A 26,047-nucleotide genomic window follows, 5' to 3' on the forward strand; every position below is an offset into this window, starting at 1 on the left:
GGGGCACGCGTCCAGAACAGGCATGCCGCGGGGCGGGCTGTTCGCAGCGGAGACGACCCCACCCGATGGCATCCCTCCTCCGCGGCGGCCGCGGACGCACGGAGGGCCGGACGCCTCACGCGCCCGGCCCTCCTCTTCGCTTCCGGCTGCTCGCACCGATCAGCGCCGGCTGAACGCCGCGTCGAACGCCGCCCCCGACGGTTCGTACGACGACAGCTTCCGCACGAAGCCGAGCGCCTCGGGCGCTCCGACCAGGCGGTCCATGCCGGCGTCCTCCCACTCGACCGACAGTGGACCGTCGTAGCCGATCGCGTTCAGCATGCGGAAGGCGTCCTCCCACGGGACGTCGCCGTGGCCGGTGGAGATGAAGTCCCAGCCGCGACGGGGGTCCGCCCACGGCAGGTGCGACGACAGGCGGCCGTTGCGGCCGTTCGACAGACGCTTCTTCGTGTCCTTGCAGTGCACGTGGAAGATCTTGTCCTGAAAGTCCCACAGGAACGCGACCGGATCGATGTCCTGCCACACCATGTGCGAGGGGTCCCAGTTCAGCCCGAACGCCTCGCGGTGCCCGATGGCCTCGAGCGCCCGCTTCGTCGTCCAGTAGTCGTAGGCGATCTCCGAGGGATGCACCTCGTGGGCGAAGCGCACGCCGACCTCGTCGAAGACGTCGAGGATCGGATTCCACCGGTCCGCGAAGTCCTGGTACCCGGCATCCACCATCTCCTCGGTGGCGGGCGGGAACATCGCGACGTACTTCCAGATGCTCGACCCGGTGAAGCCGGTGACCGTCTTCACCCCCAGCGCGGAAGCCAGGCGGGCGGTGTTCTTCAGCTCCTCGGCGGCGCGCCGGCGGACGCCCTCGGGGTCACCGTCGCCCCACACCCGGTCGGACACGATGTCGCGGTGGCGCTGGTCGATGGGGTCGTCGCAGACGACCTGGCCCTTGAGGTGGTTGGAGATCGTCCACACCTTCAGGCCGTGGCGTTGAAGCACGTCGAGCTTGCCCTGGACGTACTGCTCGTCGTCCCAGCGCCAGGGGTCGAGGTGATCGCCCCAGCAGGCGATCTCGAGGCCGTCGTAGCCCCACTCGCCGGCGAGTCGGGCCACCTCCTCGAACGGCAGGTCGGCCCATTGGCCCGTGAACAGGGTGATCGGTCGCGTCATCGCGGGGAACCTCTCATCGGAAGGGAACGGGGAATGTTTCAGGATGCCGCGTACGCGCGGTCGGGAACGGTCGACGGTGCGAGGGAGGGTTCGACGCCCGTCCAGACCCCGTCCGCGTCGGAGCTGCGGGCCACGGCATCCAGGACCTCCTGCACGTGGAGACCGTCCGCGAAGGACGGGCGCGGATCCTCGTCGGCCGCGACCGCCTCGACGAAGTCCTTCGCCTGGTGCGAGAAGCCGTGCTCGTAGCCGAGCATGTGACCGGTGGGCCACCAGGCGCCGACGTAGGGGTGCTCGGGTTCGGTGACGAGGATGCGGCGGAACCCCTGCTCCGTCGCGGGCAGCGTGGCGTCGTAGAACTGCAGCTCGTTGGGACTCTCGAGGTCGAACGACAGCGAGCCGAGGGAGCCGGAGATCTCGACGCGCAGGGCGTTCTTGCGGCCGAGACGGAATCGCGAGGCCTCGAACGAGGCGAGGCCGCCGTTCTCCAGCCGACCCGTGAAGAGGGCGAGGTCGTCGACCGTGACGGCGCCGCGCCCGGCGCCGGCCGAGCCGGAGAGGCCGGAGGCGGAGTCCAGCACGGGGCGCTCCGACACGATCGTCTCGAGCAGCCCCGCCACCCGCGTCACCCTCAAGCCGGTCATGAACTCGGTGATGTCGACGGCATGGGCGCCGATGTCGCCGAGCGACCCGGAGCCGGCGCGATCCTTCTGCAGGCGCCACGTCAGCGGCGCGTCGGCGTCGCTGAGCCAGTCCTGCAGGTACTCGGCGCGCACCTGACGGATGTCGCCGAGGCGGCCGGTCGCGATGAGATCGCGGGCGAAGGTGGTCGCAGGCAGGCGTCGGTAGGTGAAGCCGACCATCGAGCGGATGCCGTATCGCTGAGCGGATGCCGCGGCCTCGGCCATGCGGCGGGCTTCGTCGACGGTGTTGGCGAGGGGCTTCTCGCACAGGACGTGCTTTCCCGCCGCAAGCGCGGCGATGGCGATCTCGGCGTGGGAGTCGCCGGGGGTGACGATGTCGACGACGTCGATGTCGTCGCGTTCGAGCACCTCGCGCCAGTCGGTCGAGCTCTCGGCCCACCCCCAGGTGTCGGCCGCGGCCCGGGTGCGGGCGGCGTCGCGTCCGACGAGGACGCTCATCTCGGGGGCGAGGGGGAGATCGAAGAAGCGGGGTGCGACGCGCCATCCCTGGGAGTGCGCGGCGCCCATGAATCCCGCGCCGATCATGGCGATGCGGAGGTGCTGGGTCACGATGAGGGTCTTTCTGTGGGGGATGGAGGACGGGGCGCCCACGGCGACCGTGGACGCCCCGAACCGATCAGGACTCGAACGACAGATCGATGAAGGACGCCACGTTGTCCTTCGTCACGACCGGGGCGTCGAGCACGATGCGGTTGGGCACGCTGGGGGTGATGAGGTCACCCGCGGTCTTGCCCTGCGCGATCAGGCGCGCGAGCGCGATGCCGTCGGCCGCCTGCGTCGACGGGTAGATGACGGTCGCCTGCAGGGGAGTGTCGCCGGCCTCGATCGCCTCCATGGCGTTGCGGCTCCCGGCGCCGCCGACCATGAAGAACTCGTCACGGCCCGAGGCCGTGATGGCGGCGAGCACGCCGATGCCCTGGTCGTCGTCGTGGTTCCAGATGGCGTCGATCTTCGGGTTGGCCGAGAGCAGCTGCGATGTCGCCGACTCCCCGCCCTGGACGGTGAAGTCCGCGGCCACGCGGGGACCGACCTCGAGGCCGCAGTCCGACAGCGCGTCGGCGAAGCCCGCCGAACGATCCTGCGTGAGCGGGAGGGAGTCGATGCCGGCGATCTCGGCGACGACAGCGCTGCTGTTGCCCTCGAGCTGGTCGCAGACGTAGGTTCCGGCGCTGACGCCCATCCCGTAGTTGTCGCCGAGAACGGTCGAGCGTGCGGCGAAGGGGCTGGAGAACTCGCGGTCGACGTTGATGACCGGGATGCCGGCGTTCATCGCCTTGATCGCGACCTCTGTGAGGGCCGCGCCGTCGCTGGGCAGCAGCACGATGGCGTCGACCTTGTTGTTGATGAAGGTCTCGACGGCGGCGATCTGCGCGCTGACGTCGTTGGTTCCCTCGGCGACCTGCAGATCGACGTCGGGGAAGCTCTCGGCCGCGGCCAGGGCGCCGGAGTTGATGGCGCCGAGCCACCCGTGGTCGGCGGCGGGACCGGAGAAGCCGATGGTGACGGTGTCGCCGGTGGCGGCGTTCTCTTCGGCGCTGGTGCCCTGATCGACGACATTCTGGGCGTCGTCGTTCGAACCGGTGCAGCCGGCGAGCAGGCCGACCGACGCGAGGACGGCGACCCCCGTGAGAACCAAACGGGAGCGCGTCTTCATCTGTGAGCGCATGTACTTCCTCCTTGAATGTGATGCAGCTGGGGTCATGGCAGCCCCGGGTCATCCCGAAGGAAGGGTCCGCTCTGACGCCGCTCACGCTAGCAGAAGTGGCAGTGCGGTAGTCAACTTTTGATAACAGACCGATAAAAGTGAGCGACGCCTCTCCGAAGCGCCCGATAGCCGGTCCAGCAGGGCACGTGTCGGGGCGGGGGTTTTGCGCGATCTCCGCATTATCGAGTGTCGCGCGCCAAGCGGGCGGCGTGTTATGTTCGCCACGTGATCAAAGTTGACCATGCTTCGTCATTACTCGACGTCCGCGGAGTGACCAAGTCCTTCGCCGGCGTGCAGGCCCTTCGCGGCGTCGACCTCGAGGTGCGGGCCGGCGAGGTCCACTGCGTGCTCGGCCAGAACGGGGCGGGCAAATCCACCCTGATCAAGACGCTCGCCGGGGTCCACCGCCCCGACGGGGGTGAGATCAGCTGGCAGGGGGAGACCGTGGAGATCGCCGGTCCCCAGGCCGCCATCGACCTCGGCATCGCCACGATGTACCAGGAGCTCGATGTCGTGGACGGGCTGACCATCGCGGAGAACATCTTCCTCGGGCACGAGCTCGCCCGTGGCGGCTTCACGAAGAGGTCCGCGGCGGCGCGACAGACCACGGAGCTGCTCCGCCGCCTCGGTCACGCGGGCCTCTCCCCGCACGCCGAGGTCGGCACGCTCAGCGCCGCCAACAAGCAGATCGTCAGCATGGCGCGCGCGCTCTCGCACGACACCAAGCTCATCATCATGGACGAGCCCAGCGCCGTGCTCGACAGCGAGGAGGTCAAGAACCTGTTCGCCGTCGTCCGGGAACTCACCGCCGAAGGCATCGCGGTCGTCTACATCACGCACCGCCTCGAGGAGATCCGGCAGATTGGCGACCGCATCACGGTGCTCAAGGACGGTCGTACCACCGCGGTGGGTCTGCCGGCCGCCGAGACCCCCACGCCGGAGCTGATCCGGCTCATGACCGGACGCGAGATCACCAACGTCTTCCCCGAGCGCGTCCCGGTCGCGCCCGACGCCCCGGTCGTCCTGGAGGTGACGGACCTCTCCCTCACCGGTGTCTTCTCGGATGTGTCGTTCTCCGTGCGTGCAGGAGAGGTGGTCGGCCTCGCCGGGCTCGTCGGCTCCGGCCGGTCGGAGATCCTCGAGACCGTCTACGGCGCTCGTCGCTCGTCGGGCGGCAGCGTCAGCGTCAGAGGTGTGGCGCTTCCCCGCGGGTCGGTGTTCGCCGCCGTCCGCGCCGGCGTCGGACTCTCGCCGGAGGAGCGCAAGAGCCAGGGTCTCGTGCTGGACGAGCCGATCTTCGTCAACGCGACGATGGCGTCGATGTCACGCTTCGCCAGAGGCGGCTTCCTCGACGATCGCTCTGCGCGCCGGGTGGCGCAGGAGCAGATCGAGGCTCTCGAACTGCGGCCCGCCGACCCCGACCGTGCGGCCCGGACGCTCTCCGGCGGCAATCAGCAGAAGATCCTCCTCGCCCGATGGCTCATCCACGGCACCGAGGTGCTGCTGCTCGACGAACCCACCCGCGGCGTCGACGTCGGCGCCCGCGCGGAGATCTACACCCTCATCCGCGACCTGGCCGCCGCCGGGAACGCGGTCGTCGTGGTCTCCAGTGAGATCGAAGAAGTGCTGGGCCTGGCGGACGTCGTGCTCGTCGTGTCCGACGGCCAGATCCTCCGTACGCTCCCCTCCCACCAGATCGACGAGCACGGTGTGCTCGACCTCGTCATGAAAGGATCCGCCGCGTGAGCGAGCCGACCACCCCGACCCGTGCGCGCACGGTTCCCGCCGAGGCCGGCACGGCCCCGGTAACCTCCACCGCGGCGTCGCCCGTGAAGGCCTTCTTCTCCGGCTCCGCCGGGCGCAACGTCGGCCTCGTCGTCGCCCTCGTGGTGATGCTCATCGTCGGCGCCATCACCGCTCCGGGGACATTCCTCACGGTCGACAACATCTTCGTGATCCTCCGACAGGCATCGATCACGGGGGTCGTGGCCATCGCCATGACGCTCGTCATCATCGCCGGTGGAATCGACCTCTCGGTCGGATCGGTCGTGGGCCTCGCCTCCGTCGTCGGCACCCTCGCCGTCGTGCAGGACCTCGCCGATTCGATGCATTGGATCGTGTTCGTCGTCTTCGCCCTCGCCGTCGGTGCGGCCGCGGGCCTCCTCAACGGCATCGTGATCGCGTACGGCAACGTCGTGGCGTTCATGGCGACCCTCGCGATGCTCGTGGGTGCGCGCGGTCTCGCGGAGATCCTCGCCGAGCGTCGCACGCTCGTGGTCGAGGACCGCAGCTTCATCACCTTCATGAACGCCGACATCCTGGGCGTGAACATGCTCATCTGGATCTTCCTGATCGTCGCGGTGCTCGGATGGGTGCTGCTGAACCGCACCACGTTCGGTCGTCGCACGGTCGCGATCGGCGGCAACCGCGAGGCGGCGCGGCTGGCGGGCATCAACGTCAAGCGCCATGTCATGTGGCTCTACGTTCTCGCCGGTCTGGCCTCCGGTATCGCCGGCGTGATGTTCCTGGGTCGCACCACGGCTGGAAGCTCCACGAACGGCCAGCTCCTCGAACTCGATGTCATCGCGGCCGTCGTGGTCGGGGGGACCCTGCTCGTCGGCGGCCGCGGCACGATCGCCGGCACCGTCTTCGGAGTGCTCATCTTTGCGACGCTGACGAACGTGTTCATTCAGAACAATCTGTCGTCTTCGGTTCAAGCCGTGGCGAAAGGTGTCATCATCGTGGTCGCGGTGCTTCTCCAGCAGCGCTTCTCCCGCCCACCCGGGCGGGGCTGACGACTTCCCCTGCCGACGGCGGCTGCGTGATCCGCGTAGCCGCCGTCGCCACGTGGATGGAACAGAAGATAACTAGTGGTGTACTGAGGGCGTGAAGAGGATGACGACAGATTCGATGCAGTCGGTCAACGGCGTGAGCCAGTTGTTCCAGCTGCTGCGAGACGGCGTTCCGCGCACCCGCGCGGAGCTGGCGAAGTCGACCGGCCTGGCTCGATCCACGGTCGCGATGCGCGTGGACGAGCTGATGCGCATGGGTCTCATCACCCCCGTGGCGGATGCCGTGTCGACGGGCGGTCGCCCGCCCTCGCAGTTCGCGATCAATCCGGCGGCTAAGGTCGTCGTGGCCGTCGACCTCGGCGCCTCGCACGGAACGGTCGCCATCGCCGACCTCACCGGCAAGGTCCTTTCCGAGCGGACCGGCGACATCGACATCGCGCAGGGCCCCGAGCCCGTGCTGACCTGGCTGGTCGAGACCGCCTCCGCACTGCTGACGGAATCGGGCCGCTCGGTCTCCGACGTGGCGGCGATGGGAATCGGCGTCCCCGGTCCCGTCGAGCACTCCACCGGCCAACCGGTGAACCCCCCGATCATGCCGGGCTGGGACCGCTTCGACATCCCCGGCTGGATCTACGAGCACATGCCCGTGCCCGTCCTCGTCGACAACGACGTGAACATCATGGCCCTGGGCGAGCGCAGCGTCGCGTGGCCCAGCGTCGACCACTTCATGTTCGTCAAGGTGGCCACCGGTATCGGCACCGGCATCATCTCCGACGGCCGCCTCCAGCGGGGCGCTCAGGGCATCGCCGGCGACATCGGTCACGTCCAGGTCGCCCGGGGCGCGGACATCCCCTGCCAGTGCGGCAACCGCGGGTGCCTCGAGGCTCTGGCATCCGGTCCGGCAATCGCCCGCGCCCTCCGGGCGCAGGGCATCGACGCCCACACCGGTTCCGACGTCGTCGACCTCGTCAAGCGCGGCAACATCGACGCGATCCAGGCCGTGCGTCAGGCCGGACGCGACATCGGCGAGGTGCTCACCACCTGCGTGAGCCTCATGAACCCCTCGGTCATCGCGATCGGCGGGTCGATGGCGCGCGTCGGCGAGCATCTCATCGCCGGAGTACGCGAGGTCGTCTACACGCGGTCGACGCCGCTGGCGACCGAGTATCTGTCGATCGTGCAGTCCATGGCGGCGGAGAAGGCCGCCGTGCTCGGCGCGAGCATGCTCGCCGTCGAGCACGCGCTCGCGCCCGAGTCGCTGAACGCGGCATTCCTGCGCGTCTGAAGCCATACGCGCTCCGCCGCCCCGAGTGCTCGGGGACCGGGGAGAAGATCCTCCCGCTGTCGCGCTGAGAGGGCTCGCGGGGTCCGTCCGAGCGGCTGGCCCGGCCTTCGGTGACGGGCCGGCGAACACCCCTGCCGCTCTCTTGGGGTCGTGTCCGTAGCGCATCCTTTCCCCTCCGGAGCACGCGTCGGATCGGTGGGCTGCGCGTGCGAGCGTCGACTCGCGCAGACCGCCCTTCGCCATCGCGCAGAACGCCCGCCATCTCGATGGCGGGCGTTCGTGATCATCACCCGCGGCGCAGGGTGTCCCTCCCCGCGCCGCGGGCGGTCTCACGGGGCGCGGCGCGCGGACCGCGTCGACGGGTCGTCGAGCCCGGGCGCGGAGGGAGACTCCACTGCGCCGGCCGCGACGAGCGCGGTGGTCCCGCCCGCCTGGGCCGTCGCCGCGGCCACGGCGGATGCGATCTCTCGGGCGTGGGCCGCCTTGCGGCGGCGGGCGGCGACGATGCGCCAGACCACGATCAGGGCGAGGACGGCGAGGATCGCCATCGCCGTCCACGGCATCGCGGCGGTCGCGGCGGTCGCCTGCGACACGAGGGGATCGAAGGTCGACGGCTCCGTACCGGCGAGCGTCCGCGTGACGACCTGCGAGGTGGCGGTCACTTCGGCCGCCAGCAGACCCAGAGGAGCGACGCCCGCGACCTCGACCGTGCGTTCGAGCGAGCTGCCGGGAAGGAGTTCGGGTGCGTCGTCGGCGGCGGTGACGCGGGCCCAGCCGAGCGGGCCGCTCAGGGCGACGTCGACGTCGGGGTCGAGGCGCGCGTTTCCGGCGTTGGTCAACGTGTAGCGAACGGTCGCGGAACCCGCCTCGAGCGGGTTGGCGGTGCCGTGATAGTCGACCGAGACGCCGTCGACGGTGAGCGCGGGGGCGAGATCGCCGAGCACACGCAGGTGCATGCGCGAGCCGAGACGGCGCTCGGTGACGGTCCCGGTGTCGGAGGTAACCGACATGGATGCCACGATCCCCGCGGCGTAGTCGCCGGGTGGGGTGTCCGAGGGCACAGCGACGGTGAACGGCACCTCGGCGTCCGCGCCGCTGTCGAGCGTCAGCTCCGTGGTCTCGATCGAGACCCAACTGCCCAGGTCGGTCGACGCGGAGCCTCCCGCGAGGATGTCGAGCGCGCCGTCCTCGGTGAGGAAGCCGTCGGCGGCGTATACCTGGAGCGTGATCGGCTCCGCGCTGCGGTTGGCGACGTACAGCGCATCCCCGACCGTGCCCCCGGGGGCCAGGTCGTAGGCGTAGTTGGGCCGGTCGCGCCCTTGCGCGGTGTCGGCGGGTTTCACGCTCCACGTCACGGTGGTGTCGGGCGCGGCCGCGGCCGACGCGGCGACGGGCGTGCCCAGCGCGAGCGCGAGGCCCGTGATGAGCGACAGGAGGAGACGGAACGGACGGGGGGACATCGCCGGGGACATGGGCGGGGCTTCCTGTGAGAAGGGAGGGACCGTCGGGGTCGCGGCGGTCAGACGGCCGCGACCCCGACGGGTGGGGATCAGCTGAGGGCGGTCAGCGTCACGGTCGCGGTATAGGTGCCGCGGGGGGTCTCGAGCGGGAGCTTGAGATCCAGGTCGGCGCCCACGAGCGAGGAACCGCGCTCGTGGCCGTCGTTCGCCTGTGCGAGGGTGCGCGCGACGGACAGGCCGCGACCTTCGTCGAAACCGGATGCCACGGGGGCGCCCGCGACGGCACCTCCCTGCGTCTCCACAATCTCGGGCGTCCAGCCGAGGTACTTGCTCGACACCTCCTGGCCGCCGGCGGTGAAGTTCGACACCTGTGCGGTCAGCGACCATCCCGGGTTGCCGGCGCGGGTGTCCTGGATACGGATCGGCACGATGGCGCCGTTCGCGGCGTAGTGGTCGAGCGCCTCGCTCGCCACGCCCAGGTCGACGAGGGCGGAGGTGCCCTCGATCGACCACGTCAGCTCACCCGAGCCCTGCTCCGGCACGGTGACGGCGATCGACTGGTCGCCCGCCGGCGGCTCGGCCGGGGCGGTCCCGGTGTAGTCGCCGGACGTCGTGCCCGCCCGTACGCCTTCGCCGAACGCCGCAGCCGGGCTGTTGCCGTCGAGAGCGAGTGCCCCGTACACGGTGGTGGCGGCGACACGGAGGTTCGCGTTGTTGCCGGTGAGCGACAGGCCGCCTCCGATGGTGTTGGCGAACGCGTCCACGCCGCCGTCGGCGGTCGCGCCGATGAGCACATCGCGGCCGCTGCCCGCAACGGTGACGTCGCCCTTCACGATCGCGCCCGTGACCGAGACGCCCCAGGCCGAGCCGTCGACGCTCACATCGGCGCCGACGGAGGTGCGCACGATGTCGACGTAATTCGCCTGCCGGGTGCTCAGCGAACCGGTGATCGAGCTGTCGACGACCTCGACGTCGATCCCGCCGGCGTCGACCGAGCCGCCGACCCGCAGGTCGTTGACGTAGAGGAAGCCCACGGTCGTGTCGACGGAGTAGGCGCTGACGTCTCCTGCGTCGGTCGTGCCGTCGAGCGAGACGCCGTACGCGTCGGTGGCGACGACGTCGCCGGTCACGGTGACCGAGGTCGCATCCAACCACCCGCCGGCTTCGACGATGACGTCGCCCTCGACGGTCGCGCCGCCGAGCACGCAGTCAGCGCCCCCGGGAACGACGAGGTTCCCCGAGATGGTCTGGCTGCCGAGATCCTCCGCGCACGTCAGATCGGCGGCGTAAGCGGGGACGGCCACGACGCTGCCCCCGATGACGAGGAGCCCGACAGTGGTGAGTTTCGTGATTCTGTTCATCTGTTCTTCCTCGTTGCTCAGCCGCGCAGGGCTGCGATGTTGTCGTAGCTGCGGTCGGCGTTCGCCAGGGAGTCGCCGGGATTGACCGGCACCGTGGAGGCGTTGTCCTGCTCGAACATGCCGAAGCGCTGGCCGCGGTCGCGCAACTGCGACAGGAACGCCGTGTAGTCGATGTTCCCGGCGCCGAACTCGACGATGTCGTAGCCGTTGGCGCTGTTCGGGTTGAGCTTGCCGTCCTTCAGATGGAGGATCGGGAACCGCCGGGGGTCACGTTTGATGTAGTCGATCGGCTCGAACCCGGGGTACAGGTGCTTTCCGACGTGCGCCCAGTAGACGTCCATCTCGAAGAACACCGTCTCGGGGTCGAGGTTCGCCCAGTAGAGGTCGTAGACGCGCTCGTTCGTGTCGGTGGTGAAGCCCCACTCCTGAGCGTGGTTGTGCAGATAGAGCTTGATGCCGGCCGCCCGGCCCTTCTCGCCCATCTGGTTCCACGTGCCGATGGCCTGCATCCAGGGATCTTTTGCGAGAGGTCCGCCGTACCCGCCGGCGATCGGTCCGCCCTGGCCGAGGTGCGGCATGCCCAGCACGTGCGCGATCTCGAGCTGCTGGTCGATGTTGGCCGGGGTGAGGTTGACGTGCGCGCCGGTCGCCCGCAGGCCGTTGTCGTCGAGCAGCTGTCGGATCTCCTGCGGCGTGATGGCGCCGAGGTTGCCCTGGGTGTAGCCCGCGAACTCGATCTCCGAGTAGCCGATGCGGGCGAGCTCCTCGAATACCGCGCGGAAGCCCAGCGAGCTGACCTTGTCGCGGACGGTGTAGAGCTGGATGCCGATGCGGTTGACGGGGACGAGACGCTTCCCGGCGCTGACCGGGGGAGCGGCCGCCGCGGCGCGCGCGCCGAAGGCGGTGGATGCCGAGGCTGCCGCGGGCATGGCGGCGGCGCCGATGCCGACGGCGACGGACGACGCCGCCAGGGCCTTGAGCAGGGTGCGCCGGCTCATGGGCCGATCCGGCACCGTGGGGTGTGCGTGGTCGTGGTGGTGACTCATGACTCTCCTTCGAGGTGGGTCCGCCCCGGGCCGGGGACGACCGTGAGGGTGGTGGGGGCCGCGGTGCGCGACCCCCACCCGGGTATTACTTCTTGACGGTCAGGTTCGCGCTGCCGCTGCTCTTCGCGATCCCGGTCGAACCGGTGTACGACGCCTGCACCTGGTAGGCGCCCTCCGCGCTGAGCTTGGGCAGGGTCACCTGGGCGGTGCCATCGGCGCCGAGCGTGCCCGTGAGGGTGGCGACGACCGTGTTGTTGCGACGGATGGTCACCGTGGCGTCGCCGGTCGGGACGATGCCCGTCGACGAGGCCACCTGGACCGTGGCGGTGGCCGCCACGGCGGGCTTGACCGGCGTCGGCGAGACGGCGACCGAGGTCGCCGACTTCGCCTGCGACACCGTGAGACGACCGATGCCGGCCGATCCCTTGAAGGTCTCGTCGGCCCCGTAGGTGGCCCGCAGGGTGTGCGTGCCGACCGGCAGGTCCGCCGGGAGGGCGACGACGGCGTTGCCCTCGGCGTCCAGAGTCGCGCGACCGAGCTCGGTGTCGCCGACCGTGAGCGCGACCTCGCCCGTGGGGGCGCCGCCCTCTCCGCGCACCGACACCGTCACGTCGCCCGGGGCGCCATAGGTGACGCGCGGGGAGCCGAGCGAGACGAGCGTGCGGGTGTCGACTGTCGGCTCGTCGGGAGCATCGAGGTCGATCGTGAACGACACCGAACCGAGCTCCGACACGTTGCCGCCGGTGTCGGTGGCCCGGTAGCGGATGTCGTAGGCGCCGTCCTGATCGAACGTCACCCCGTACTGCTGGTTCGCCGCCAGGTTCTCCCAGGTCGCGCCGTTGTCGCGCGAGTACTGGACGCTCGCGAGCGTGCCGTTGTCGGCGGCCTGCACCGAGAAGCGCACGGGCTCGTTGAACACGCCGCCCGCACCTGTCGGGGTGGCGGGGTCCAGCGTGTGCGCGACCGTCGGCGGTGTGACGTCTCCGACGCCGTCGCCGACCATCGTCAGCGCATCGACGGCCAACTCGTCGGCCGAGGTGACGTAGAGCGCTCCGGTGCCCTCGGGGGCCTCGAAGGCGATTTCGACGTCCTGCCAGCCGGCGCCCGCGGGGATGGTGGCGGTCGCGAAGGGCTCGGCGTCGGCGGCGCCCCAGCGCAGCTGGACCTCACCCGCGCCGTTGGCGCGGACCACGGCACCGTCGATTCCGGCGAAGTTCACCGGGTCGTAGGCGAGATAGTCGCCTGCTCCGAGTCCGCTCACGGCGTTGCCACCCGAGGCGTCGGCGTCGGCGTACGTGGTGACGCCCTCACGACGGATCGCGTGCTCGGCCTGCTGCTGCTTCGGATTCAGGCGAACGGTCGCCTCGCCCGTGGCCGCGGGCAGACCGTTGGCGCCCGCATCCGTGTAGGTGACCACGACCGCGCCGTAGAGCAGGGCACCGGGGCCGTGCTCGGGCGAGTTCGGGTCGGTGCGGAAGACACCCGTGCAGCCCGTGCCCGAGACCTCAGGGTGGGCGTGCTCGTCGTGACCGAGACCATAGGTCCAGCTCACGCGCGAGCATTCCGTGGCGTCGCCGTCTTCGGCATCCGTCGTCGTGACCTGGAACGGGATCGCTTGACCCCAGTCGAAGAACGCGCCGTCGCCGGGGAAGGCCACGGTCACCTCGGGCGCCTGGTTGCCCACCGAGATGGTGCGCGAGGTCAGGCCGAAGCGTCCACCGGGGTCGGACACGCGCAGGCGGGCACTGTACGTGCCCAGTTCGGTGTACGTGTACGAGGCGGTCGCGCCGGTCGCGTCGTAGGTGCCGTCACCGTCGAAGTCCCACTCGTAGGTGAGGGTGTCTCCGTCGGGGTCGGTCGAGGGCGACGCGTCGAACTCGACGGTCAGGGGGGCTTGCGACGACGAGGTGGGCGTCGCGGTGAAACGCGCCTGGGGCGACTTGTTCCCGGCGACGTAGTCGATGCGATACAGACCGGCATCGGGGTTGGCGCGGAAGAAGCCGTCGCCGTAGTCGAGCACGTACATCGAGCCGTCGGGCCCGATCTCCATGTCCATGGGGTTGTCGTGCGGCGGCTGACCGAGGGTGCTCAGGGCGGCGTTGGGCAGGAAGTCCTCGATCCCGCTGACCTCGAAGGTGTCCCAGTCCAGTGTGAAGGCGGCGATGTAGTCCTGCGAGAACTCACCCATGAACGCCTTGCGATCCCAGTGCGGGGGGAGCTTCGTGGGCGAGGGGTTGTTCTCGTCGTAGTGGTAGACGGGTCCGCCCATGGGGCCCTGGCCGTTGCCGGCGCCGAAGTCCACCAGTTCGTCCCACGGCTGGTCGCCGGGGTTGTCGCCGTACCAGAGGGTCGCGGGCTGCGCGGGGGGCAGGTCGGTGAGGCCGGTGTTCCAGCGCGACTCGTTCTTGAGGTCGGTCGGGTCGAAGAACGCACCCGGCGTCGCCGTGGCGAAGTCCCAGTCGTTGTACGCCTGGTTGTCGGCGTGCACGTAGGGCCAGCCGGCGTTCTGCGGCTCGTCGAGGCTGATGGCGTTCCACTCCACCAGACCCATGGGTCCGCGCCCCGCGGTTTCGGCGACGGCCTTCGTCGCGTCGGGGCCGTAGTCGCCCCACGACAGCGAGTTGGTCTCGACGTCGACCTCGATGCGGAACGGGTTGCGCACGCCCATGACGAAGATCTCCGGGCGGGTCAGCTCGGTCCCGGGGGCGAAGAGGTTGCCCTCGGGGATCGTGTACGAGCCGTCATCCTCGACGTGGATGCGCAGGATCTTGCCGCGAAGGTCGTTGGTGTTGCCGGCACCGCGCCGCGAGTCGAAGCCGGGGTTGTAGCCGGGGGCGTCGTTGTTGGGCGCGAAACCGTTGGCTCCCGGGGTGGATGCCGGGGTGTTGTCGCCAGTGCTCAGGTAGAGGTTGCCCTCGCCGTCGAAGCCGATGTCGGCGCCGACGTGGCAGCACTGTCCGCGCTGGACTTCGATGTCGAGGATGGTCTGCTCGGTGGACAGATCGAGCTGGTCGCCGTCCCACTGGAAGCGGGCGAGACGGTTCACACCGACCCACTGGTCCCAGTACGACTCGTCGGCGCCCGCGGGCAGCGTGTTGGGGGAGTTTCCCGCCGGGGTGTCGGCCACGCCGTCGCCGTCCGCGTCGCGGGGCGAGTACACGAGGTAGACCCAGTTGTTCTCGGCGAAGTCCGGGTCGAGGGCCACCGTCTGCAGGCCGTCTTCCGAGTTCGCGTAGACGTCGAGCGTGTTGGTGACCCGCGTGACGCCCGTGGCGGGGTCCGTCAGGCGCACGTCGCCGTTTCGCGCGGTGTGGAGCACGCGCTTGTCGGGGAGGACGGCGAGGTCGATCGGCTCGCCGACGTCCTTCGTCAGCAGCACGCGCTCGTAATTGCTCCAGTCGAGGGCGCCTTCGCCCTCGCCCGTGTCGCCGGGGTCGGGCGTTCCGGGATCGGTGGGATCGCCGTGATCGCCGCCCGGGTCGGTGGTTCCGTGGTCTTCCCCCTCATGCGCGAAGGCGGGGGCGGGCACAGCGGCGAAGACGCCCAGTCCCAGTGCGGTGGCCGCGAGGGCCGCCGTCAACCGGGACCGGACAGCCGGATGCCGAGAAGTAGAGTTCATCGTGAAACAGCTCCTGTGAATGCGTTCGAGTTGTTTTCACCGGGTCGCCACGTGTCGCTGCAACGACGTCTGTGGCGGCCCGGGCTCTTCAGCGGTGGCGGTCGGCCACGCGCGATCTGCTCCTCCGCTCTTCGTCGAGTTCGGATGGGACGCCGAGCACCGCTCGGTGCGGCGGTGGTTGGGCGAGCCTCGGGGGGATGAGCGCCCCAGGGGGTGGGCGATTGCTCTGGTCGTCATCTTGACCGATGTTTGTCCATAGGTCAATCAAAAGTTGCGTACGTAACGACCAACAAAAGGACGATGGTCCTGGGTCTTGTGATGCGCCGCCGATGAGGGCTAGCATCGCCGAACGATCCCACTCGCCGACGACGACGCCGGCACGGCCGAGGAGGCCCCATGTTGCACGGACTGACCGGATGGCATCTTCTGATCGTGCTCGCGGTGGTGGTTCTGCTGTTCGGCGCGGCCAGACTGCCCGCTCTCGCCAAGAGTGTGGGCCAGTCCGCTCGCGTCTTCCGCGGAGAGATCAAGGCGATGAAGGACGAGGGTGCCGCGCCTTCTGAGCCGCCGGCGGCCGCGGTGCGCGACGAGCGCCTTCCCCGGGAGACGCTGCTCGAGCCGCCCGCTCGCAGCTGAGCATCCATGCGCGCCCGCCGAGGGGACCGCTTCCCATGACCTTCGGTCTCACGATCGAGAAGCTCCTGCTCATCGGCGTGATAGCCGCGGTGATCATCGGCCCCGAGCGGCTTCCCGCGGCGGCCGAGTCTCTGCGCGCCTTCCTCACGCAGGCGCGCCGTCTCGCACGTTCCGCGCAGGAACGCGTGCGGGATGAGCTCGGGCCCGAGGTGAGCGACGTCGACTGGCAGCGTCTCGACCCGCGTCGTTACGATCCTCGTCGCATCGTGCGAGAGGCCCTGTTCGCAGAGCCCGACGTACCCGCCGCGAGCTCGGCTCCGCCGTCGTCCGCGACGGATCACGCCGGTGGGACCGAGGCTCCGGTCCCCGCCGCCACGGGTCAGCGCGTTCCCGCGACGCCTCCCTCGCCAGGGGAGTGAGGGCGAGCGGTGCCCGCTCCGGCTGACACCCGTCGAAGCGCACCGAGGACCGTGCGCACCGCGGCGTAGGCCAGCGCATCGGGGCGGGCGAGGGCGTCGATGTGCCGCACGAGCTCGAGGTCGGACAGTGGTCGCAGCGCGAGGCCGTCGACGGCGAGAGAGGCCGACGTCGTGCGAGGCAGGATCGCGATGGCCGCGCCGGATCTGACCACCTCGGCTGTGACCGAGAACTCGTTGATGCGGTGGGCGACCTGCACGGGGCGGCCCGCGTGGGCCGCGAGGTGCTCGAGGATGCCGGCGAGGGGGAAGCCCTCCTGCACCGATACCCAGGTCTCACCGGCCACGTCGGCCGCCCGCAGCTGCTCCCGGCTCGCCAGGGGGTGCCCCGCGGGGAGGGCGATGTCGAGTGGCTCCGTGAGCAGCGGGGTCGCCACGACCCGGTCGGTCGGCCAGGGTGCGTCATGCGGTAGGCGATGGGCGATCACGATGTCGTGGTCGGCGGTGAGGCCCGGGAAGTCGCGGTGCGCGACGTCGGCGTCGGCGAGCCGAAGGGGAGGTGTGCTGCCGACCTCCCGCAGGAGCGGACCGAACAGCGCCAGACCTGCGCTATGGAACGCAGAGATGCGCACGGGGCGCCGCTCGCTGTCGAGGAACGCCCCCACGGCCTCGCGCGCATCGGTAAGCGCCTCATCGACCCGAGCGCCGGCCGCGGCCAGGGCCTCGCCCGCGGGCGTCAGTACGAGCACCCGTCCGCGCCGCACGGTGAGGGGAACCGGGACATGCGACTGAAGGGTGGCGAGCTGTTGCGACACCGCCGACGCCGACACGTGCAGTGCGGCGGCGACCGCGACGACGCTGCCGCGGTCGCGCAGTTCACGGAGAACACGGAGGTGAACGACATCCATAAGCCTCAACTTATTCGACGATGAAAAAAGATCCCGTTGTTCTTCAACTTCACTTTCACGAAGCTGGGCGGGTGGCCCGCCGTGCTCCCGAACTCCTCGTCGATCTCCTCCTTCTCGCCGTCGCGGCCGCATGGGGGGCGAGCTTCCTCGCGGCGAAGGACCTGACCGATCAGGCGGGGGTCGCCTCCGCCGTCGCCCTCCGCTTCCTGGTCGCCGCACTCGCGTTGGCGGTCGTCTGCCTCGTGCGGCGCGAGCGGATGCCGCGCGGCCGAGGCCTCGCGGTCGCCTCTCTTCTCGGCTGCACCCAGGCCGCGGTGATCGGCTTCGAGACCTGGGGTGTGCACCTCACCTCGGCCACCAACGCGGGACTGCTGATCAGTCTCGCCCTCGTCTTCACTCCCGTGCTCGAAAGTGTCGCCGCGCGCTCGTGGCTGCCCCGGTCGTACTTCGTCGCCGCGGTCGCCGCCGTGGCGGGGGTCGCCCTTCTCGTCTCGGGTGGGGGGCTGCGCTCACCCTCCTGGGGCGACCTGCTCGTCATCTGCGCCGCCGTCGTCCGGGCCGTGCACGTCACCGCCAGCGCCCGGCTCACCCGCGGTCGAGGCGACAGCACCGCGGCAGTGGTCTGCGTGCAGCTCGCCGTGTGCGCCGCGCTGTCGTCGGCGATCGCCGGGGCCGACCTCCCGCGTGCGATCGGCGGGCTCTCGGCATCCGGATGGGTCGACGTCCTGTTCCTGGGTCTCGTGTGCTCGGTGTTCGCTTTCGTCGTGCAGTTGTGGGCCGTGCGGCGCACGTCGGCGACGCGAGCCAGCATCCTCATGGGCACCGAGCCCGTGTGGGCGCTGGCCGTCGGCGTCATCCTCGGCGGAGAGGCCGTGGGCCTGCCCGGGTGCGTGGGGGCCGCGCTCATCATCGGAGCCTCGTACGCGGGGCAGGCGATCGAGCGCCGACACCGCCGCGCCCTGGTCGCCGAGGCCCCGCGACCGGTCAGGAGCGCGGTGCCGCCGAGGGGCGCACCCACCACCTCGCGGTCGCGCTGACTCCCACGACCACGAGAACGATCGCCAGCCCGATCGAGGCGACGTCGCCGCCCGTGAGGGCGAGATCGTCGACCGGGCCGGCCGGGATCGCGCACCCCGTGACGCACGCCGCGTCGGGGGCGTGCGTGATCTCGACGGTGAGGAGCATCTCGCCTTCGCCGCCTGAGAGCTCCGCGGACCACGTCGACGGCGGCGCGAGCGCGCTCATGACGCCTCGACCGTCTCGCGGCGGCCCTCTTCCCGGGCGCGGGCGATGAGGTCGTCGACCCGGCGCCGCGACCGCCGGCGGCCGATCGATGCGGCGAGCCCGATCAAGACCAGACCCAGGAGCGCGAGCAGGTGCAACCACGGCACGGCCCACACCACGAGAGTCTGGGTCGCGGGCGCGACGACGAGAGACGAATCGGGTACGCCCGCGCTCACCGCGACCTCGACGAACAGCAGGCCGAGCGGCCACGCCGGTCGCGCTTCGCTGCGCACCGCGCGGGATTCGCCGGGGAGCAGCGTGCCGCGGTCGGAGGCGATGGCGTCGACCGTGTCGGTGAGGGCGAGTGCGGTGTTCCCGCTGTTGCGCACCGTGTAGTCGTAGGTCATCGTCCCGGGAGCGAAGAGGTTCCACGAGGGGGTGTAGTCCGCGCGCAGGCCGTCGACCGTGAGCGCGGGTGCGAGATCGCCCGTGACGCGGGTGGAGACCCGGAAGCCGACCCGGCTGTCGACGCCCACGCGGGTTCCGTCGGCGCCGGGCGAGGAGGAGCGGACGGATGCCGCCACCCCGGCCGCGTGATCGCCGGGGGTGGCGTTCTCCGGCACGACGATGTCGAACGCAACGATGCGGGTCTCGTTCGGGGCGAGGGTGACGGTGGGCTGGACGGCGATCCACGTGCCCGCGTCCGCGGACGCGCGATCGGCGGGCAGCATCGTGAAACGGCCGGTGTCGGTGTAGTACCCGTCGGCGGCGGTGAGGGCGAAGGTGGCTTCGCGCTCGCTGAAATTCTTCACCGCGAGGTGTTGGGTGACGCGTTGCCCAGGATCGAGTTCGACCTCGACCACCCGTCGTCCGTCGGGTCCGTCGGCCGCCGACGGCGTCACCGACCAGGTGACGGGGGCATCGGGCGCGGTCGTGGCGGCATCGGTCGTGGCGGCGGCCGCGGGGCTGCTCGACACGACCGCCGCGGCAGCGACGAGGAGTCCCCCCAACAAGGCGGACACCCCTCGCACGGCCGCGGCGCTCATGGATGGCCTCACTCCTCGAGCAGCGTCAGGGTGATGGTGGCCGCGTACGCGCCCGGGGCGACGGTCGACGGTGTCTTCAACAGCAGGTCTGCACTGGCGGAGTACGAGCCGCCTGCGGCGGCCTGTGAGCGGTCGGCGATCGAGAGCAGCTCGGCGTCGACGAAGCCGCCCGTACCGGGGGCGACGGGGTCGCCTTCGGCGACGAGCTGCGTGCCGCCGCCGGGGTTGCCGGAGAGGATCTTGGGGAACCACCCGAACGCGTCGGCCGCGACGATGTCGGGCTGGTCCGCGTCGCCGGTGAAGTCGGTGATGGCTCCCATGACGTACCAGTAGGAGTCGGGGTCGACGTCTTCGGGCTCGCGGGTGTCGGTGACCGTCACGGTGGGGAGGGTGCCGGCGAAGGTACGGTGCGTTCCCGACGACGGGCCCTCCGTGAGCGAGGTGCTGCCGTTCGCGACGGTGAGGGCGAGCACCCCGGGCTCCGCGTCGGGGGCGATGTCGACCTGGACGTCGACGGTGTCTTCTCCGGCGGCGAAAGCGGTGCCGCCCCCGGCGACGGCGAGGATGCCGATGCCGAGCGCGGCGACGCCGATGCGGGCCGAGAGCCCGCCACGCGAGAGAGAGGTCATGAGTACTCCGTTCTGACACCGCGCAGCGGTGGATCGTCGGCAGTCGCCGGCGGGTGAGGTGCGCGATCGGGCACGTCGCGGGAAGCCCAGGAGAGTCTCGTGGCGACGCTGTCACGACTCGGTTCGGCGGGGTCGATGCGACAGTAGTGCGCTCTTCTGTCAGCGTCAAGCAAAAGGTGTCGAGCGAGAGAACAATCTCAGGAGGACCGTGAAGGCGCGAATTCTCGGGCGATTATCCTCCGATGCGTCCTGATCGATACGCCCCGGGTTGCGCTGTCGGGAAACCTGTCAGCATTTTAGAACACAAATCTGTCAAGTTTTGTAGACGTGCCGGCATAAGGCTCCTACGATGACCACCGTCGAGGATGACCCGTGCGATCTGAGCGGTCGTCGTCGCCCTCCGACGACGATCCGAAGGAGCAATGATGCCCGTACCCGCTGTATCGACCGGCCCCCGCCGGCGCAGCACCCGCGTCGCGAGGACCCTCGCGGCCGGTCTCCTGGGCGGAGCACTCGTGGCAACAGGAGCGATCCTGCCCGCCAGTGCCGCCGTCGCCCCCGCCGTCAACACGCCGGCGGACCTCCCCCTGCAAGAACCGGGTGTCACCCTGCGCACCTACATCACCCCGCCGCTGGGCGAGCTCTGCACGCTCAAGTCGGGCCAGACCCCCAACGTCGACAAGAAGATGTCGTCGATCGACTGGCTCACCGACGAGCAGTTCGGCGCTGCGGACAACTTCATCACCCACGCGTTGGCCAATCTCACGGTCGATCGGCCGGGTGACTACACCTTCCGCCTCACGAGCGACGACGGCTCGCGCCTCACGCTCGACGGAACCCTGCTCATCGACAACGACGGCTTGCACGGCGCCGAGTCGGTGGAGGCGACCGCGACACTCGACGTGGGCGTGCACGACCTCTTCGTGGAGATGTTCGAGGCGACCAACGGTCAGCAGCTCACGCTCGAGTGGAAGACGCCCGGAGACACGGCCTTCACCGTCGTCCCCGAGAGCGTGCTCAGCACCGAAGCCGGCGTCGTGCGCGTGACGGCCCCCGGCACCAAGTATTGCGAAGGCAGCAGCGATTCCGCGGGCGACGGCCTGCGCCTCGACGCGGTCAATCCCGATTACACGCTCGTCGACCTGCGGCCCGAGGGGTTCACCCCGAAGGTCTCCGGTCTGGCGTTCCTCGGTGACGGCGACCTCGCGGTGCTGACCACCGGATCCGTCAACTCCGGGGGCTGGGACACCTCGACCCCCGGCAAGGTCTACGTGCTCAAGGGCGCGCAGCAAGCCGACGGTCCCGAGGACGTCACGGTCGTCGAGGCGGCCGACGGCCTGCTCAACCCCATGGGCATCGACGTGATCGACGACAAGATCTACGTGTCCGAGCGCTACCAGCTCTCCGAACTCAGCGACGGCGACGGCGACGGCTCCTACGAGACGAAGCGGAAGGTCGCCGAATACCCCTCGGGCAACAACTTTCACGAGTTCGCCTTCGGCCTGATCCACGACGAGCAGAACTTCTACGTCAACCTCTCCGTCGCGATCGACAACGGCGGCGCCACGACCGATCCGCAGCCGGCGAGGAACCGCGGCACCTCGGTGAAGATCGATAGGGCCACCGGCGCCATCAGCTATGTCGCGGGCGGTCTGCGCACCCCGAACGGCGTGGCCTTCGGTCCCGAGGGCGAGCTCTTCGCAATGGACAATCAGGGCGCCTGGCTCCCCGCGAACAAGCTCGTCAACATCAAGCAGGACCGCTTCTTCAACCACTACACGAACCCCGCGGGCCCCTTCGATCAGAACCCCGTGACCCCTCCCGTGGTGTGGATCCCGCAGAACGAGATCGGCAACTCGCCCAGCACGCCCATCATGCTGAAGGACGGGCCCTTCGCAGGTCAGATGATGTTCGGCGATGTGACCTACGGCGGTCTGCAGCGCGCCTTCCTCGAGAAGGTCGACGGAGAGTTCCAAGGCGCGGTGTTCCGCCACTCCGCGGGCTTCGAGGTGGGCGTCAACCGCGTCATCGAGGGCCCGGACAAGTCGCTGTACATCGGCGGAACCGGTGAGGGCGGCAACTGGGGCGAGGCGGGCAAGCTCACCTACGGGCTGCAGAAGCTCGTCCCGAAGGCACAGCGCAGCACCTTCGACATGACGTCCATGAAGGTCGTCGAGGGCGGGTTCGAGATCGAGTACACCCAGCCCCTCTCCGACGAGACGGTCGCGAACCTCGCCTCCGCGTACACGGCCGAGCAGTGGCGCTACCTGCCCACTTCGACCTACGGCGGCCCCAAGATCGATGAGGAGATCCTCTCGCTCACCGGTGCCAGGGCATCCGAAGACCGGAAGACGGTGACGCTTTCGTTCGACGGGCTCAAGGAGGGACGCGTCGTGCACGTGCGCTCGCCGCAGCCTTTCGCCGCCGAGGACGGCCAGAAACTCTGGAGCACCGAGGCCTGGTACACGGTGAACTCGCTGCCGGGCTACGTCTCTCCCGCCGATGAGGGCTGGTACGAAGCCGAGGAGGCGCGTCTGATCGGCGGCGCCAAGTTCGACAACGAGCACAGCGGCTACTCGGGGGCGGGTTTCGCGGGCGGCATGTGGCAGGCGGGTTCCGCGTTCGAGTTCACGGTCTCCGCCGAGACCGCGGGCACCGTTCCCGTCAACGTCCGCTACTCCAACGGCCCGAACCCGGCGCCGGGGACGAAGGACGTGAACCTCTACGTCAACGGCCAGAACCTCGGCAAATGGGACTTCCCCTCGACGGGTGACTGGAAGACGTGGGCGACTGCCACGCGCGACATGCCCCTCGTGGCCGGCGCGAACACCATCGCGCTGAGGTTCGACACAGGCAACAAGGGCAACATCAACGTCGACGTGCTCTCGATCGGCACCATCGACCGCTGCGCTCCGGCACAGGTGGAGGACGGCTACCGCTCGCTCTTCGACGGCACCCTCGCCAGCCTCGAAGCCGGGTGGCGCATGGCCGGCCCGGGCGGATTCGGGCGCCAGGACGACTGCAGCATCCGCGGTCAGGGCGGTCTGGGCCTGCTCTGGTACACAGCCGAGAAGCTGACGGAGTACCGCCTGAAGCTCGACTGGAAGCTCATCGCCGACCACAACGGCGGCGTCTTCGTCGGGTTCCCCGACCCGAAGAACGACCCGTGGGTCGCGGTCAACCAGGGCTACGAGATCCAGATCGACGCGACCGACGCCGCCGACCGCACCACCGGCGCGATCTACACCTTCCAGGGTGCGGATGCCGCGGCCGTCGAGGCCTCGCTCAAGCCGGTCGGTCAGTGGAACGCGTACGAGATCGTCGTGAAGGGGAAGAACATCCAGATCTTCCTCAACGGCACGCTCGTGAACGACTTCACCAGCACGGATCCCGCTCGCGATCTGTCGCAGGGCTTCGTCGGCCTGCAGAACCACGGCGGGGGCGAAGCGGTGTCCTACCGCAACGTCCGGGTGAAGGACATCGACGAGCCGGCGCCCCTCGCGGTGACGGCGTCGGCCGAAGTCAAGTGCGTCGCCAAGAAGGCGTCGGTCACCGCTCGCGCGACGAACACCGACACGGTGCCTGTCGACGTGACGCTGAAGACGGCGTGGGGCGAGAAGGTCGTGACGGGCGTGCAGCCCGGGGCGACGGTGTTCCACACCTTCACGACGCGTCTGGCCGCGGTCCCCGCCGGAGAGACGACCGTCAGCGCGACCGGCGACGGTCGCATCGGCTCGGCGACGGCCGCCTTCGCGGCCAAGAGCTGCGGCTGATCCCCCCGGCACCCTCGGTGGCGGACTCCGTGTCCGCCACCGAGGGCGCTCCCCCTTCTCCCGAAAGCAGAGTGATGCTCTCCCGCCTCGGCCGCCGCGTCAGCCGCCATCGCCTCCTCGTCGTCGCCGCGTGGGCCCTTCTGGTCGTCATGGGCGCGACGCTGGCCGGCGATGTGTTCGACCGCACCGTCTCGGTCGCCGACGCCCCCGCGGGAAGCGAGTCGCTCCGCGCGAGCGAGCGTCTCGACGCCCTCGACCCCGAGGGTGAACTCGTCACCGCCGTCCTGCGCGGAGAGGACTTCTTCTCCCCGACGGTGCGCGACAGCGCGACCGCGGTCGTGGGGGCGATCCGCGCCGTCCCCGGCGTCGTCGACGTGACCGACGCCTACACAGCGGGCGGCGCCATCGGCGACGACGGCCGCTCGTCGCTGATCGTGGTCGAGCTCGATCGCGCTCTCACCGGGGAGGCGGCGGTCGCCACGGCATCCGAGGTCTCTGCTCTCCTGCATGCGATCGCCGTACCCGAGGTGCTCGTGGGAGGCCCGCTGCTGGCGGAGCAGGCGTTCGTCGACCGCGCCACCACCGACGCCGCCCTCGGTGAGGGCATCGCGGTCATCCTCCTCATCGTCCTGCTCACGGTCGCGCTCGGCTCGATCCGCATCGCCCTCGTCCCCGTGGTCGCCGCTCTCGCCGCGATCGCGCCGACCCTCGCGGTCCTCGGCGGTGTCGCCCGCGTCACCGATGTGAACGAGTTCGCGGTCAACGTCGTCACGATCCTCGGGCTCGGGCTCGCGGTGGACTACAGCCTCCTCATCGTTCTCCGTCTGCGCGATGAGCGCGCTGGAAATCCGGATGCCGCGGTCGACGATCTCGTCGGCCGCACCCTCGCCGGCGCGGGACGGGCCGTGCTCGTCTCGGGGCTCGCGGTGGGCATCGCCCTCATCGGCATCCTCGTGCTCGGTGACCCCCTGCTCTCCGGCATGGCCCTCGGTGGCGCGGTGGTCGTCGGGTTCGCGACCCTCGCGGGACTCACCCTCGTCCCCGCCTGCCTTTCGCTCGCGCTCCAGGCGCTCCCCGCGGCGGGGCAGCGCACCTGGGCACGGCCGTGGGCCGGTCGACCGCGCGCACCGCGCGCGAGCCTGCTCGCACGATCGACCGCGCTGGCGCAACGCCGCCCGACGGTCGTCGCCCTGGCCGCGACAGCGATCCTCCTCGCGCTCGCCGCGCCCGTGGCATCCCTCTCCCTCGACGACTCCGACATCCGCTCCCTCCCCGCCTCCGCCGAAGAGCGCCGCGCGTACGAGGCCAGCACGACCGGGTTCACCGGGATCGGCGTCGAGCCCGTCACGGTGGTGCTCGAGGGGGCGGTGCAGCAGGCCGAGGTCACGGGTGTCCTCGACCGGATCGCCGCCTTGCCCGAGGTCGCCGACGCCGACCTGGTGCAGGGCCTGCCCCCGGAGGTGACGGCGGTCGCATTCACCCCCGTCGGCGACACCGCGACAGGACCCGCCGCGCAGCGCCTCGTCGAGGCCGTGCGGGCGATCGATGCCACGGTGCCGCTCGCCGTGACCGGCCCCGCCGCGGCGTTGATCGACTCCCGCGACCACCTCCTCGATCGGCTGCCGTGGGCTGCCCTCGTCGTCGCTGCGGCGAGCTTCGGGCTGCTGTTCGCGCTCACCCGGTCGGTGGTGATCCCGGTGAAGGCGCTCGTGCTCGCCGCGCTCACCGTGGCCTCGACCCTCGGGGTCTTGACCGCTGTCTTCGGCTGGGGCTGGGGCGCACCGGTACTCGGCTTCGCGCCCACCGGCGCGCTCGATGTCACGACCCCTCTGCTCATCGGTCTGCTGGCGTTCGGTCTGACCATGGACTACGAGGTGTTCCTGCTCGCGCGCATCACCGAACGCTGGCGCTCGCGGGATCGCGCCGCCGACCCCCGCGTCGCCAACGCCGAGGCCGTCCGCCACGGCATCGGCCGCACCGGGCCGGTCGTGACCCTCGCTGCTGCGGCGATCTGCATCGTGTTCCTCGGCTTCGCCTTCGGCGGGCTCGTGGCGATGAAGGAGATCGGCATCGGGATGGTGGTGGCCGTGATCCTCGACGTCACACTCGTACGCGGGCTGCTGCTTCCGGCTCTCATGACCCTCCTCGGTCGCGCGAACTGGTGGCCCGGCGGGCGGTCGGCCCGGCGGTCGTCGTCCGACGACACGGCATCCGTCCCCGTCGTCCGGCCCGGCGCCGAGCACGTGCACGATCGGGGTGAGCCGGTGCGGTCGTAGGCT

The 26,047-nt window shown here is 70.2% G+C and carries 19 protein-coding genes; 8 read left to right on the top strand and 11 right to left on the bottom strand.

The window, feature by feature from the left end; genetic code table 11:
• Positions 1-159: 159 nt before the first annotated feature.
• From AB0N82_RS05610 to AB0N82_RS05620, 3 genes are all read right to left on the bottom strand, one after another.
• Positions 160-1,164 carry a sugar phosphate isomerase/epimerase family protein gene (locus tag AB0N82_RS05610; protein ID WP_315994446.1) on the bottom strand — a complete coding sequence of 335 codons (1,005 nt, stop codon included), beginning with the start codon at positions 1,162-1,164 and terminating at the stop codon, positions 160-162.
• Between the two features lie 38 nt (positions 1,165-1,202).
• Positions 1,203-2,393, bottom strand: a complete 1,191-nt coding sequence (locus AB0N82_RS05615; RefSeq protein WP_363389431.1) for a Gfo/Idh/MocA family oxidoreductase — start codon at positions 2,391-2,393, stop codon at positions 1,203-1,205.
• Positions 2,394-2,484: 91 nt separating this feature from the next.
• Positions 2,485-3,534: a substrate-binding domain-containing protein gene (locus AB0N82_RS05620; RefSeq protein ID WP_315994447.1), complete on the bottom strand. Its 1,050-nt coding sequence runs from the start codon at positions 3,532-3,534 to the stop codon at positions 2,485-2,487.
• Between the two features lie 309 nt (positions 3,535-3,843).
• Here AB0N82_RS05620 and AB0N82_RS05625 point away from each other — a divergent pair, with 309 nt between their 5' ends.
• From AB0N82_RS05625 to AB0N82_RS05635, 3 genes are all read left to right on the top strand, one after another.
• A complete protein-coding gene (locus AB0N82_RS05625; protein WP_363389434.1) occupies positions 3,844-5,319 on the top strand; it encodes a sugar ABC transporter ATP-binding protein in 1,476 nt (491 codons plus the stop codon).
• Positions 5,316-6,368, top strand: coding sequence for an ABC transporter permease (locus AB0N82_RS05630; RefSeq protein WP_363389114.1), 1,053 nt, complete (start codon positions 5,316-5,318; stop codon positions 6,366-6,368). Before AB0N82_RS05625 ends, AB0N82_RS05630 begins: the two co-directional genes overlap by 4 nt.
• A 100-nt stretch (positions 6,369-6,468) precedes the next feature.
• Positions 6,469-7,650, top strand: a complete 1,182-nt coding sequence (locus tag AB0N82_RS05635; RefSeq protein ID WP_315994449.1) for an ROK family transcriptional regulator — start codon at positions 6,469-6,471, stop codon at positions 7,648-7,650.
• Between the two features lie 329 nt (positions 7,651-7,979).
• On the opposite strand, the gene AB0N82_RS05640 is transcribed toward AB0N82_RS05635, so the two are convergent.
• The 4 genes from AB0N82_RS05640 to AB0N82_RS05655 all read right to left on the bottom strand — a co-directional run bounded on the left by AB0N82_RS05640 (position 7,980) and on the right by AB0N82_RS05655 (position 15,136).
• Positions 7,980-9,122 carry an NEW3 domain-containing protein gene (locus tag AB0N82_RS05640; protein ID WP_363389118.1) on the bottom strand — a complete coding sequence of 381 codons (1,143 nt, stop codon included), beginning with the start codon at positions 9,120-9,122 and terminating at the stop codon, positions 7,980-7,982.
• A 77-nt stretch (positions 9,123-9,199) separates the two neighbouring features.
• A complete protein-coding gene (locus AB0N82_RS05645; protein WP_363389121.1) occupies positions 9,200-10,471 on the bottom strand; it encodes a hypothetical protein in 1,272 nt (423 codons plus the stop codon).
• Between the two features lie 17 nt (positions 10,472-10,488).
• Positions 10,489-11,469, bottom strand: coding sequence for a TIM barrel protein (locus tag AB0N82_RS05650; protein ID WP_363389124.1), 981 nt, complete (start codon positions 11,467-11,469; stop codon positions 10,489-10,491).
• Between the two features lie 133 nt (positions 11,470-11,602).
• Entirely contained in the window at positions 11,603-15,136 is a 3,534-nt protein-coding gene (locus AB0N82_RS05655) for a PQQ-dependent sugar dehydrogenase (RefSeq protein ID WP_363389127.1), read from the bottom strand.
• A 396-nt stretch (positions 15,137-15,532) separates the two neighbouring features.
• Between AB0N82_RS05655 and AB0N82_RS05660 the strand changes: the two genes are divergently transcribed.
• Both AB0N82_RS05660 and AB0N82_RS05665 read left to right on the top strand, forming a co-directional pair.
• Positions 15,533-15,772, top strand: a complete 240-nt coding sequence (locus AB0N82_RS05660; RefSeq protein WP_315994454.1) for a twin-arginine translocase TatA/TatE family subunit — start codon at positions 15,533-15,535, stop codon at positions 15,770-15,772.
• Between the two features lie 35 nt (positions 15,773-15,807).
• On the top strand, positions 15,808-16,191 hold the full coding sequence (locus AB0N82_RS05665) for a twin-arginine translocase TatA/TatE family subunit (RefSeq protein WP_363389132.1): 384 nt from the start codon (positions 15,808-15,810) through the stop codon (positions 16,189-16,191).
• On the opposite strand, the gene AB0N82_RS05670 is transcribed toward AB0N82_RS05665, so the two are convergent.
• Positions 16,152-17,096 (bottom strand): LysR family transcriptional regulator, encoded by a 945-nt coding sequence (locus AB0N82_RS05670; RefSeq protein ID WP_363389135.1) that lies wholly within the window; start codon positions 17,094-17,096, stop codon positions 16,152-16,154. The genes AB0N82_RS05665 and AB0N82_RS05670 overlap by 40 nt on opposite strands.
• Before the next feature lie 71 nt (positions 17,097-17,167).
• Between AB0N82_RS05670 and AB0N82_RS05675 the strand changes: the two genes are divergently transcribed.
• On the top strand, positions 17,168-18,133 hold the full coding sequence (locus tag AB0N82_RS05675; RefSeq protein WP_363389138.1) for a DMT family transporter: 966 nt from the start codon (positions 17,168-17,170) through the stop codon (positions 18,131-18,133).
• Here AB0N82_RS05675 and AB0N82_RS05680 read toward each other — a convergent pair.
• The 3 genes from AB0N82_RS05680 to AB0N82_RS05690 are packed head-to-tail and all read right to left on the bottom strand — an operon-like array spanning position 18,081 to position 19,995.
• The gene (locus AB0N82_RS05680; RefSeq protein ID WP_363389141.1) at positions 18,081-18,341 is read right to left on the bottom strand and encodes a hypothetical protein; all 261 of its coding nucleotides are present in this window, start codon (positions 18,339-18,341) and stop codon (positions 18,081-18,083) included. The two genes, AB0N82_RS05675 and AB0N82_RS05680, sit on opposite strands and share 53 nt — an antisense overlap.
• A complete protein-coding gene (locus AB0N82_RS05685) occupies positions 18,338-19,366 on the bottom strand; it encodes a DUF916 domain-containing protein (RefSeq protein WP_363389144.1) in 1,029 nt (342 codons plus the stop codon). The genes AB0N82_RS05680 and AB0N82_RS05685 overlap by 4 nt, the downstream gene beginning before the upstream one ends.
• A gap of 8 nt (positions 19,367-19,374) precedes the next feature.
• Complete coding sequence (locus AB0N82_RS05690) at positions 19,375-19,995, bottom strand: hypothetical protein (RefSeq protein ID WP_363389147.1); 621 nt, start codon at positions 19,993-19,995, stop codon at positions 19,375-19,377.
• Between the two features lie 425 nt (positions 19,996-20,420).
• Between AB0N82_RS05690 and AB0N82_RS05695 the strand changes: the two genes are divergently transcribed.
• Positions 20,421-23,768: a family 16 glycoside hydrolase gene (locus AB0N82_RS05695; RefSeq protein ID WP_363389150.1), complete on the top strand. Its 3,348-nt coding sequence runs from the start codon at positions 20,421-20,423 to the stop codon at positions 23,766-23,768.
• Positions 23,769-23,842: 74 nt separating this feature from the next.
• Positions 23,843-26,044 carry an MMPL family transporter gene (locus tag AB0N82_RS05700; protein WP_363389153.1) on the top strand — a complete coding sequence of 734 codons (2,202 nt, stop codon included), beginning with the start codon at positions 23,843-23,845 and terminating at the stop codon, positions 26,042-26,044.
• The last annotated feature ends 3 nt before the right edge of the window (positions 26,045-26,047 follow it).

The organism is Microbacterium sp. NPDC089186, from assembly GCF_040685115.1.
GTDB classification, from domain to species: Bacteria; Actinomycetota; Actinomycetes; order Actinomycetales; family Microbacteriaceae; genus Microbacterium; species Microbacterium galbum.

Excerpts from the sequence above, each read along its gene's own strand:
- AB0N82_RS05655 (WP_363389127.1), bottom strand. The coding sequence starts at position 15,136 with ATGAACTCTACTTCTCGGCATCCGGCTGTCCGGTCCCGGTTGACGGCG.
- AB0N82_RS05665 (WP_363389132.1), top strand. The coding sequence starts at position 15,808 with ATGACCTTCGGTCTCACGATCGAGAAGCTCCTGCTCATCGGCGTGATA.
- AB0N82_RS05615 (WP_363389431.1), bottom strand. The coding sequence starts at position 2,393 with ATGATCGGCGCGGGATTCATGGGCGCCGCGCACTCCCAGGGATGGCGC.
- AB0N82_RS05685 (WP_363389144.1), bottom strand. The coding sequence starts at position 19,366 with ATGAGCGCCGCGGCCGTGCGAGGGGTGTCCGCCTTGTTGGGGGGACTC.
- AB0N82_RS05640 (WP_363389118.1), bottom strand. The coding sequence starts at position 9,122 with ATGTCCCCGGCGATGTCCCCCCGTCCGTTCCGTCTCCTCCTGTCGCTC.
- AB0N82_RS05650 (WP_363389124.1), bottom strand. The coding sequence starts at position 11,469 with ATGAGCCGGCGCACCCTGCTCAAGGCCCTGGCGGCGTCGTCCGTCGCC.
- AB0N82_RS05620 (WP_315994447.1), bottom strand. The coding sequence starts at position 3,534 with ATGCGCTCACAGATGAAGACGCGCTCCCGTTTGGTTCTCACGGGGGTC.
- AB0N82_RS05670 (WP_363389135.1), bottom strand. The coding sequence starts at position 17,096 with ATGGATGTCGTTCACCTCCGTGTTCTCCGTGAACTGCGCGACCGCGGC.
- AB0N82_RS05690 (WP_363389147.1), bottom strand. The coding sequence starts at position 19,995 with ATGACCTCTCTCTCGCGTGGCGGGCTCTCGGCCCGCATCGGCGTCGCC.
- AB0N82_RS05635 (WP_315994449.1), top strand. The coding sequence starts at position 6,469 with ATGACGACAGATTCGATGCAGTCGGTCAACGGCGTGAGCCAGTTGTTC.
- AB0N82_RS05700 (WP_363389153.1), top strand. The coding sequence starts at position 23,843 with ATGCTCTCCCGCCTCGGCCGCCGCGTCAGCCGCCATCGCCTCCTCGTC.
- AB0N82_RS05610 (WP_315994446.1), bottom strand. The coding sequence starts at position 1,164 with ATGACGCGACCGATCACCCTGTTCACGGGCCAATGGGCCGACCTGCCG.
- AB0N82_RS05680 (WP_363389141.1), bottom strand. The coding sequence starts at position 18,341 with ATGAGCGCGCTCGCGCCGCCGTCGACGTGGTCCGCGGAGCTCTCAGGC.
- AB0N82_RS05695 (WP_363389150.1), top strand. The coding sequence starts at position 20,421 with ATGCCCGTACCCGCTGTATCGACCGGCCCCCGCCGGCGCAGCACCCGC.
- AB0N82_RS05660 (WP_315994454.1), top strand. The coding sequence starts at position 15,533 with ATGTTGCACGGACTGACCGGATGGCATCTTCTGATCGTGCTCGCGGTG.
- AB0N82_RS05645 (WP_363389121.1), bottom strand. The coding sequence starts at position 10,471 with ATGAACAGAATCACGAAACTCACCACTGTCGGGCTCCTCGTCATCGGG.